Raw genomic sequence first — 7,727 nt, 5'->3', positions numbered from 1 at the left:
GCGCGCGGGCCTCCTTCAGTGAAACCCTTCCCGGGGAACAAACCGTTGGACACGTGACCGGGCCCGCCAACCTCGGGCCCGCTCCCCGGGGGGGTGGGGGGGGGGGGGCGGGGGGCCCCGCCCCCCCCCTCACACCCTCCTGACGGCGCCCCCTCTACCTGTGGGTCGCCGCCGCCCAGCGTTCCAGGGCCCGCTTGGCCGCGCCCGAGTCGATCGACTCCGCGGCCCGGGTCATGCCCGCCGAGAGCTGTTCGGCGAGCGTTCCAGGGCCCGGGTCCAGGGCCACCAGCGCCGCCGCCGAGTTGAGCAGCACCGCGTCCCGTACCGGGCCCGTCTCCCCGTCCAGGAGCCTGCGGGCGACCTCCGCGTTGTACGACGGGTCGCCGCCCCGCAGCGCCTCCACGGGGACCAGGTCGATACCGACGTCACGGGGGTCGAAGGTCTCCTCCGTGACCTTGCCGTCGCGGACGGTCCAGACCCGGGACGTGGCGGTCGTCGTCAGTTCGTCGAGGCCGTCGTCGCCGCGGAACACCAGGGAGGAGTTGCCGCGCTCCGCGAAGACGCCCGCGACCACGGGGGCCATGCGGGGGTCCGCGACGCCGACCGCCTGGGCCCGGACCCGCGCCGGGTTGGTCAGCGGGCCGAGGATGTTGAAGACCGTGCGGATGCCCAGCTGGCCGCGCGCGGCGCCCGCGTACCGCAGCGCCGGGTGGAACTTGACGGCGAAGCAGAAGGTGATGCCGGCCTCCTCGGCCACCTCGGCGACCCGCTGCGGGGTCAGGTCGAGGTTGACGCCGAGCTTCTCCAGGACGTCCGAGGCCCCGGAGGCGGACGAGGCCGCCCGGTTGCCGTGCTTGACGACCTTCGCGCCGGTGCCGGCCACCACCAGGGCGGACATCGTGGAGATGTTCACCGTCTTCGCGCCGTCGCCGCCGGTCCCGACGATGTCGACGGTGCGGCCCGGCACCTCGATGACGTTGGCGTGCTCGTACATCGTGCGGACGAGCCCGTTGATCTCGTCGACCGTCTCGCCCTTGGCCCTGAGGGCGACCACGAAGCCCGCGATCTGGGCGTCGGTGGCCTGGCCGCGCATGATCTGGTCCATCGCCCAGGCCGTCGCGTCGGCGCTCTGGTCCTGGCCGTACAGCAGCGCGTTCAGCACCGCGGGCCAGGAACGGCCCGCCGCGGTGTCGCCTCCAGCGGGGGTCACAGCGCTCATGGGGCCGCTCCTGAGTGTCGTACCGGCGTAAAAACGGTTTCCGGACCCACCCTATCCAGCCCCGGGCACGGCGAAGGGCCCCCGTCCGTACACCGGACGGGGGCCCTTCGACCGAGGCGTGGCGACGCCGTCGATCAGTGGTGGCCGTGGCCGCTCGTGATCTCCTTGTACTCCTCGACGCTCGGCTTCGGGATCTGGTTGTCCTCGCCGTAGTAGGCGTTGCTCAGCTTGGCGCGGAGCTTCTCGGACCCCTTGATCTTGCGCTCGACACCGTTCTCGTCCACCGCCGGGCCGACCTGGGCCGGCTCGTACTGGTGGTGGGCGGTGAGGGTGTGCAGCTGCTCCTGCGAGAGCGGCTCGTGGACCTCGATGAACTCACCGTGCGGGAGCCGCTTGATGATGCCGGTCTCGCGACCGTGCAGCACCTTGTCGCGGTCCCGGCGCTGGAGGCCGAGGCAGATCCGCTTGGTGACGATGAACGCGATCACCGGTCCGGCGAAGAAGAAGATCCGGACGAACCAGGTGACGTCGTTGATCGACAGGTGGAAGTGGGTGGCGATCAGGTCGTTGCCACCACCGATCAGACCGACCATGTAGACGGTGACCCAGGCGACACCGAAACCGGTACGGGTCGGGGCGTTGCGCGGGCGGTCCAGGATGTGGTGCTCGCTCTTGTCGCCGGTGATCCAGGACTCCAGGAACGGGTAGACCGCGATCGCCGCGAGGACCAGACCGAACAGGACCAGCGGGATGAAGACGCCCAGGACCAGGGTGTGGCCCCAGAGGTTGATCTCCCAGCCGGGCATGTAACGGATCAGACCCTCGGCGAAGCCCATGTACCAGTCGGGCTGGGCGCCGGTGGACACCTGGTCCGGGCGGTACGGGCCCATGGCCCAGATCGGGTTGATCTGGGTGGTCGCCGCGATGACCGCGATGACACCGAAGACCAGGAAGAAGAAGCCTCCGGCCTTGGCCATGTAGACCGGCAGCAGCGGCATGCCGACGACGTTCTTCTCGCTCTTTCCGGGACCCGCGAACTGCGTGTGCTTGTGGTAGAAGACCAGGATCAGGTGGCCCACCATCAGGCCGAGCATGATGCCCGGCAGCAGCAGGATGTGGATCGAGTAGAACCGGGCGACGAAGTCGTGGCCGGGGAACTCGCCGCCGAAGAGGAAGAACGAGATGTACGAGCCGACGATCGGCATCGACAGGATCGCGCCCTCGGTGAAGCGGACACCGGTGCCGGAGAGCAGGTCGTCCGGGAGCGAGTAACCGGTGAAGCCGGTGAACATGCCGAGGACGAACAGCAGGAAGCCGAACAGCCAGTTGATCTCACGCGGCTTGCGGAACGCGCCGGTGAAGAACACGCGCATCATGTGCACGAACATGCCGGCGAGGAAGATCAGCGCGGCCCAGTGGTGGATCTGCCGGATGAGCAGACCACCGCGCACGTCGAAGGAGATGTGCAGGGTCGAGTTGAACGCCTCGGACATCAGCTGGCCCTGGAGCGGGACGTAGCTGCCGTGGTACTCCACCTCGTTCATCGACGGGTGGAAGAACAGCGTCAGGTACACACCCGTCAGGATGATGATGATGAAGCTGTACATGCACACTTCGCCCAACATGAACGACCAGTGGTCGGGGAAGATCTTGCGCATGTTGGACTTGGCGAGGGAGTAGATCCCGAGCCGTCCGTCGGCCCAGTCGGCGACGCGCTCGCCGGCCGGTGCCTTCCCGCGGGCGCGGGACTCTGAGTTTTCTGAAGTGCTCATCCGCGCTCCCAGAATGCAGGACCGACGGGCTCCTCGAAGTCGCCGAGCGCCTGGAGGTAGCCCTCCTCGCTCACGCCGATGCGCAGCTGCGGCAGGGCGTGACCGGCCGGGCCGAAGATCACTCGGGCACCGTCGGAGAGGTCGAAGGTGGACTGGTGGCACGGGCAGAGCACGTGGTGGGTCTGCTGCTCGTACAGCGAGATCGGGCAACCGACGTGGGTGCAGATCTTCGAGTAGGCGACGATTCCCTCGTGCGACCACTCGAGCTCGCGCTTGTCCTTGATGTTGTCCGGCTGCAGCCGGATGATCATCAGGGCCGCCTTCGCCATGACGTTCTGGAAGTCCTCCTGGTCCTCCTCGACGCCCTCGGGCTTGGCGAAGGTCAGCGAGCCGACGGCGACGTCGGAGGGGCGCAGCGGCTCGTTGGTGTTCATGTTGACGAGCAGCTTGCCCTTCGACCACGCCGTGTGCCGCAGCGAGGTGCCGGGCAGCGGGCCGAGGTCGCGCAGCAGCACGACACCGGAGAGCGGGACCAGGGTCAGCGCGCCGAACATGGTGTTGCGGATCAGCTTGCGCCGGCCGAGCGCCGACTCCTTGGCGCCCTGCCGGAAGTCCTCGTGGACCTTGGCACGGACCTCGGGAGAGGCCTCGATCGGGTGCCGCTCGTCGGCGACCTCCACGTCGGACATCAGGGTGCGGGCCCAGTGGACCGCGCCCGCGCCGATGCAGAACAGCGCCGTTCCGAGGGTCATGCCCAGCGCGAAGTTCAGCGCGCTGATGTGACCGAGCGGGAAGACGAAGATCGACTTGTCGTGCGGGATCGTCACGTACGAGGCGATGAAGCCGACGGTGGCCAGCATCGAGATCGTGAACAGCAGGGCCACGACGCGCTCGGACCGCTTGGCGGCCCGCTCGTCGATGTCCTGGATCCGGTGCTCGTGGGGCGGCAGACCCGGGTCCGCGAACGGATCCTTCTCGTCCGCCACGCTCACGGCGCCGTGCGCGTGGTCCTGCTCAGCGGGCAGGTTCTCTTCTGGAATGTCTTGGCTACTCATGACTTCTTGGCCTTTGCGGTCCGAGCGGCGACCCAGACGGCGACCGCGATCAGGGCACCGAGACCGAAGATCCACGCGAACAGACCCTCGCTGACCGGCCCGAGGCCGCCCAGGTTGAGACCGCCGGGGTTCTCCGTGTCGGGGCTGTTGACCGCGTCGATGTACGCGATGATGTCCTTCTTGTTCTTCTCCGTCAGCGTGGTGTCGGGGAAGGACGGCATGTTCTGCGGGCCCGTCTGCATGGCCTCGTAGATGTGCTTCGGGGCTACGCCCTCGAGGTTCGGGGCGAACTTGCCCTTCGTCAGCGCGCCACCCGCGCCCACGAAGTTGTGGCACTGCGCGCAGTTGGTGCGGAAGAGCTCACCACCCTTGGCGATGTCGGCACCGTCCGAGCCGTACTGCTCCGAGGTGGGGACCTCGGGGCCGGCACCCAGCGAGGCGATGTACGCCGCGAGCTGGTCGATCTGCGCCTGGGTGTAGATGTTCTTCTTCTTGACGACCTGCGGGCCCTGCGAGGTGGCGGCCGGCATGCGGCCGGTGCCGACCTGGAAGTCGACGGCCGCGGCGCCCACGCCCACCAGGCTGGGGCCGTCGGACGAACCCTGACCCTTGGTGCCGTGGCAACTGGCACAGCCGACCGAGTAGAGCTTCTGGCCCTCCTCGATCGTCAGGGACTGGGAGGTCTCGTCGGCCTGAGCCTTGCTCGCGGGCGCGAGAAAGGCGTAGGCCCCCCCAGTGCCCACCAGCGCGAGGAGTAGGACGACGACCGCCGCCAGCGGATGGCGTCGTCGTGCGGAGAGCTTTTTCACGGATTACCCCGGTGTCAGGATCTTCTGCGTCGATGCTTCTGGAATGTGCGCTTCTACGGCGCGTGGAGCCGGCCCCGGCTACTTGATCAGGTAGATCGTGGCGAAGAGGCCGATCCAGACGACATCGACGAAGTGCCAGTAGTAGGACACGACGATGGCCGCGGTCGCCTGCTCGTGCGTGAACCTCTTCGCCGCGTAGGTGCGCCCCAGGACGAACAGGAAGGCGATGAGGCCGCCCGTCACGTGCATGCCGTGGAAGCCGGTGGTCAGGTAGAAGACCGAGCCGTACGGGTCGGACGAGAGCGAGATCCCGTCCTTCTTGACCAGCTCGGTGTACTCGTAGATCTGACCGCCGATGAAGATCGCGCCCATGATGAAGGTGAGGATGAACCAGCCCCGGAGCTTCTTCACGTCCCCGCGCTCGGCGGCGAACACGCCGAGCTGGCAGGTCAGGGAGGAGAGCACCAGGATCGTGGTGTTGGTCGCGGAGAACGGAATGTTGAGATGGCTCGCCATCTCCTTCCAGTGCGCCGGACCGGTCACCGATCGCAGGGTGAAGTACATCGCGAAGAGGGCCGCGAAGAACATCAGCTCGGAACTCAGCCAAATGATGGTTCCGACGCTGGTGAGGTTCGGCCGGTTGACCGACGGGTGCGCGTGCCCGGTATCTACTGTCGTTGCTGTCGCCACGACCGACATTATGTCGGTCGCTTATCTCGCGCTCACTCCGGGGGGTGCCGTTCGGAGTGTCCGCCCCGTGTGTACTGCCCGGATGGCCCATCGAAGCGGTGTTCCAACTGGTGTTGGCGGGGAGTTCAGGGGGGTAGCATCCCGCGCATCGGTCCTGTCCGTACGACGCTGACGTCTCGGAGGAACAATGCAGCCGACCGCCACGGTGCTGGTCTACAGCGACGACTCCAACACCCGCGAGCAGGTACGGCTGGCCGCCGGCCGGCGTCCTGCCCCCGATGTGCCGTTCGTCGAGTTCCTGGAGTGCGCGACGCCCCAGGCGGTCGTCGCCGAGCTGGACAGGGGCGGGATCGACGTCTGCGTCCTGGACGGGGAGGCCGTGCCCATGGGGGGCATGGGGATGTGCCGTCAGATCAAGGACGAGGTCTTCGACTGCCCGCCGGTGCTGTTGCTGATCGGGCGGCCGCAGGATGCGTGGCTGGCCACCTGGAGCCGGGCGGACGCCGCTGTGACGCTGCCGGTGGAGCCGGTGGAGTTCGCGGGGGCGCTGGCTTCTCTGTTGCGGCGGAAGAGGCTGCAGAGCGCCTAGAGGCCCTGTCGTCACATTCCCGTTGTCACCCGGAGGGCGGCCCTGCGGCGTCAGGTGCGTGCTCTGGGGGTCCCCCCGGCCGGAGGCTGGGGGAGCGTGCATGGCGTCGCGGGGCAGGCGGGAATGTGACGACAGTGCCTAGGAGGGGGTGGGGCGCGGCTTCCGTGCGCGAGCGCAGGCCGGTGGGGGCCGTTCGCGCGCACGCGGCGGTAGCCGCATATCGACTACCGCCCCGCGTCCCTTCGGGGCGCGTCACAATGCCGCGGGCTGGACCCTCGCCGCGTCCACCGGTGGGGTGGACGGGGTGCCGTTGACGAGGGCGCTGCCCTTGGTCCAGTCCTTCCAGGTGATGTTCCAGTCGCCGAAGCCGTTGCCGAAGTGCTCCATCTCCTCGCCGTTGGAGTTGACGACCTTCACCAGGTCTCCCGGGCGGACGTTGTCGAAGAACCACTCGGCGTTCGAGGTGCTCATGCCGGTGCAGCCGTGGCTGACGTTCGCGTACCCCTGGGACCCCACCGACCAGGGCGCGGCGTGCACGTACTCGCCCGACCAGGTGACCCGGGTGGCGTAGTAGACCGGGAGGTCGTACGAGTCCGAGGTGCCCTCGGCGATGCCGACCGTGGTGCCGCGCATGCGTACGAAGTACTGCTTCTCCAGGACGACCTTGACGCCGTTGCGGGTCTCGTAGCCCGGTTTGCCGGTGGTGACGGGGATCTGGTCGATCTCCTTGTCGTTCCGGTACACCGTCATCTGGTGGGCGGACGCGTCCGTGAGGGCGAGGATCTTGTCGCCGGTGGTGAGTTTCAGGGGCTTGGCCGCGCCGCCCCACAGGCGGTCGCTGATCCGGACGCCGTCCAGGTTGCTGTGCACCTGGATGGTGGCGTGGGCGGGCCAGTAGTCCTTGGGCCGGTAGTGGAGTTCCTTGTCGCTCACCCAGTACCAGGAGCCCTGCACGGCGGGCACGGAGTCGACCCGCAGGGCGCGCTCGACGACGGCGCGCTGGGCCTTGTCCTTCACCGCGTGGTCGAGTTGGGCGGTGACGGGCTGGCCCACGCCGTACTCGCCGTCCTTGGGTCCGAAGGTGACCTTCAACCGTTGCTGGGTGGTGGGTTTGCTGGTGTCGAAGGTGAGGACCTCGCGGCCGGGCGCGCCGTCGTCGTCCTCGGTGCTGACCTGGACCGTGTAGTGGGCGTTGGCGGCCAGCGGGGAGGTGCTGTGCCAGCGGTGCCCGTCGGCGTCGAGTTCGCCCGCCACATGGCGACCCGTGGCGTCCTGGGCGGTGACGTCCGTGATCCGGTCGTCGTCGCTCCTGGCGACCACCTCGAGGGGCTTGTCGGGGTCGGCCTGCTTCCCCTTCTCGGTGGGGGTGTTGAAGGAGACCTGGTCCGCCGCGTCGTACGGCTTGGCCGACAGCGGGTTGCCGTCCGAGCTGCAGGCGGTGACGCCCGCGCCGAGGGCGGTCACCAGCAGGGCGCAGCCGGCGACGGTACGGGCGCACGGAGAAAGACTCATATGGTCACGCTATGAGATGTTCTCCGGCTCGGCGCGGTGGCTGACCCGGACGGGGGACGGGCGCTGCGCCGAAGGCGGGAG

At 68.4% G+C, this 7,727-nt stretch carries 7 protein-coding genes; 1 reads left to right on the top strand and 6 read right to left on the bottom strand.

Features of this window, described 5'->3' with window-relative positions; all coding sequences use genetic code 11:
• Positions 1-154: 154 nt before the first annotated feature.
• From trpD to ctaE, 5 genes are all read right to left on the bottom strand, one after another.
• Positions 155-1,219, bottom strand: coding sequence for an anthranilate phosphoribosyltransferase (trpD, locus tag ACZ3KP_RS31410; RefSeq protein ID WP_467503526.1), 1,065 nt, complete (start codon positions 1,217-1,219; stop codon positions 155-157).
• A 134-nt stretch (positions 1,220-1,353) separates the two neighbouring features.
• Positions 1,354-2,991: a cytochrome bc1 complex cytochrome b subunit gene (gene qcrB, locus ACZ3KP_RS31405; RefSeq protein WP_358975908.1), complete on the bottom strand. Its 1,638-nt coding sequence runs from the start codon at positions 2,989-2,991 to the stop codon at positions 1,354-1,356.
• Positions 2,988-4,046, bottom strand: a complete 1,059-nt coding sequence (gene qcrA, locus ACZ3KP_RS31400; RefSeq protein WP_358975911.1) for a cytochrome bc1 complex Rieske iron-sulfur subunit — start codon at positions 4,044-4,046, stop codon at positions 2,988-2,990. The genes qcrB and qcrA overlap by 4 nt, the downstream gene beginning before the upstream one ends.
• Positions 4,043-4,855, bottom strand: coding sequence for a cytochrome bc1 complex diheme cytochrome c subunit (qcrC, locus tag ACZ3KP_RS31395; protein WP_467503523.1), 813 nt, complete (start codon positions 4,853-4,855; stop codon positions 4,043-4,045). The genes qcrA and qcrC overlap by 4 nt, the downstream gene beginning before the upstream one ends.
• A 78-nt stretch (positions 4,856-4,933) precedes the next feature.
• A complete protein-coding gene (gene ctaE, locus ACZ3KP_RS31390; RefSeq protein WP_358975917.1) occupies positions 4,934-5,554 on the bottom strand; it encodes an aa3-type cytochrome oxidase subunit III in 621 nt (206 codons plus the stop codon).
• Positions 5,555-5,732: 178 nt separating this feature from the next.
• On the opposite strand from ctaE, the gene ACZ3KP_RS31385 reads away from it, so the two are divergent.
• Positions 5,733-6,134 carry a response regulator gene (locus ACZ3KP_RS31385; RefSeq protein WP_467503521.1) on the top strand — a complete coding sequence of 134 codons (402 nt, stop codon included), beginning with the start codon at positions 5,733-5,735 and terminating at the stop codon, positions 6,132-6,134.
• Between the two features lie 252 nt (positions 6,135-6,386).
• Here ACZ3KP_RS31385 and ACZ3KP_RS31380 read toward each other — a convergent pair whose 3' ends face one another.
• A complete protein-coding gene (locus ACZ3KP_RS31380; RefSeq protein ID WP_467503519.1) occupies positions 6,387-7,646 on the bottom strand; it encodes a L,D-transpeptidase in 1,260 nt (419 codons plus the stop codon).
• Between the last annotated feature and the right edge of the window lie 81 nt (positions 7,647-7,727).

This window comes from Streptomyces sp. NPDC020958, assembly GCF_055562175.1.
Note: the sequence above shows the minus strand (reverse complement) of the source record. Positions and strands in the feature narration are given on the sequence as shown.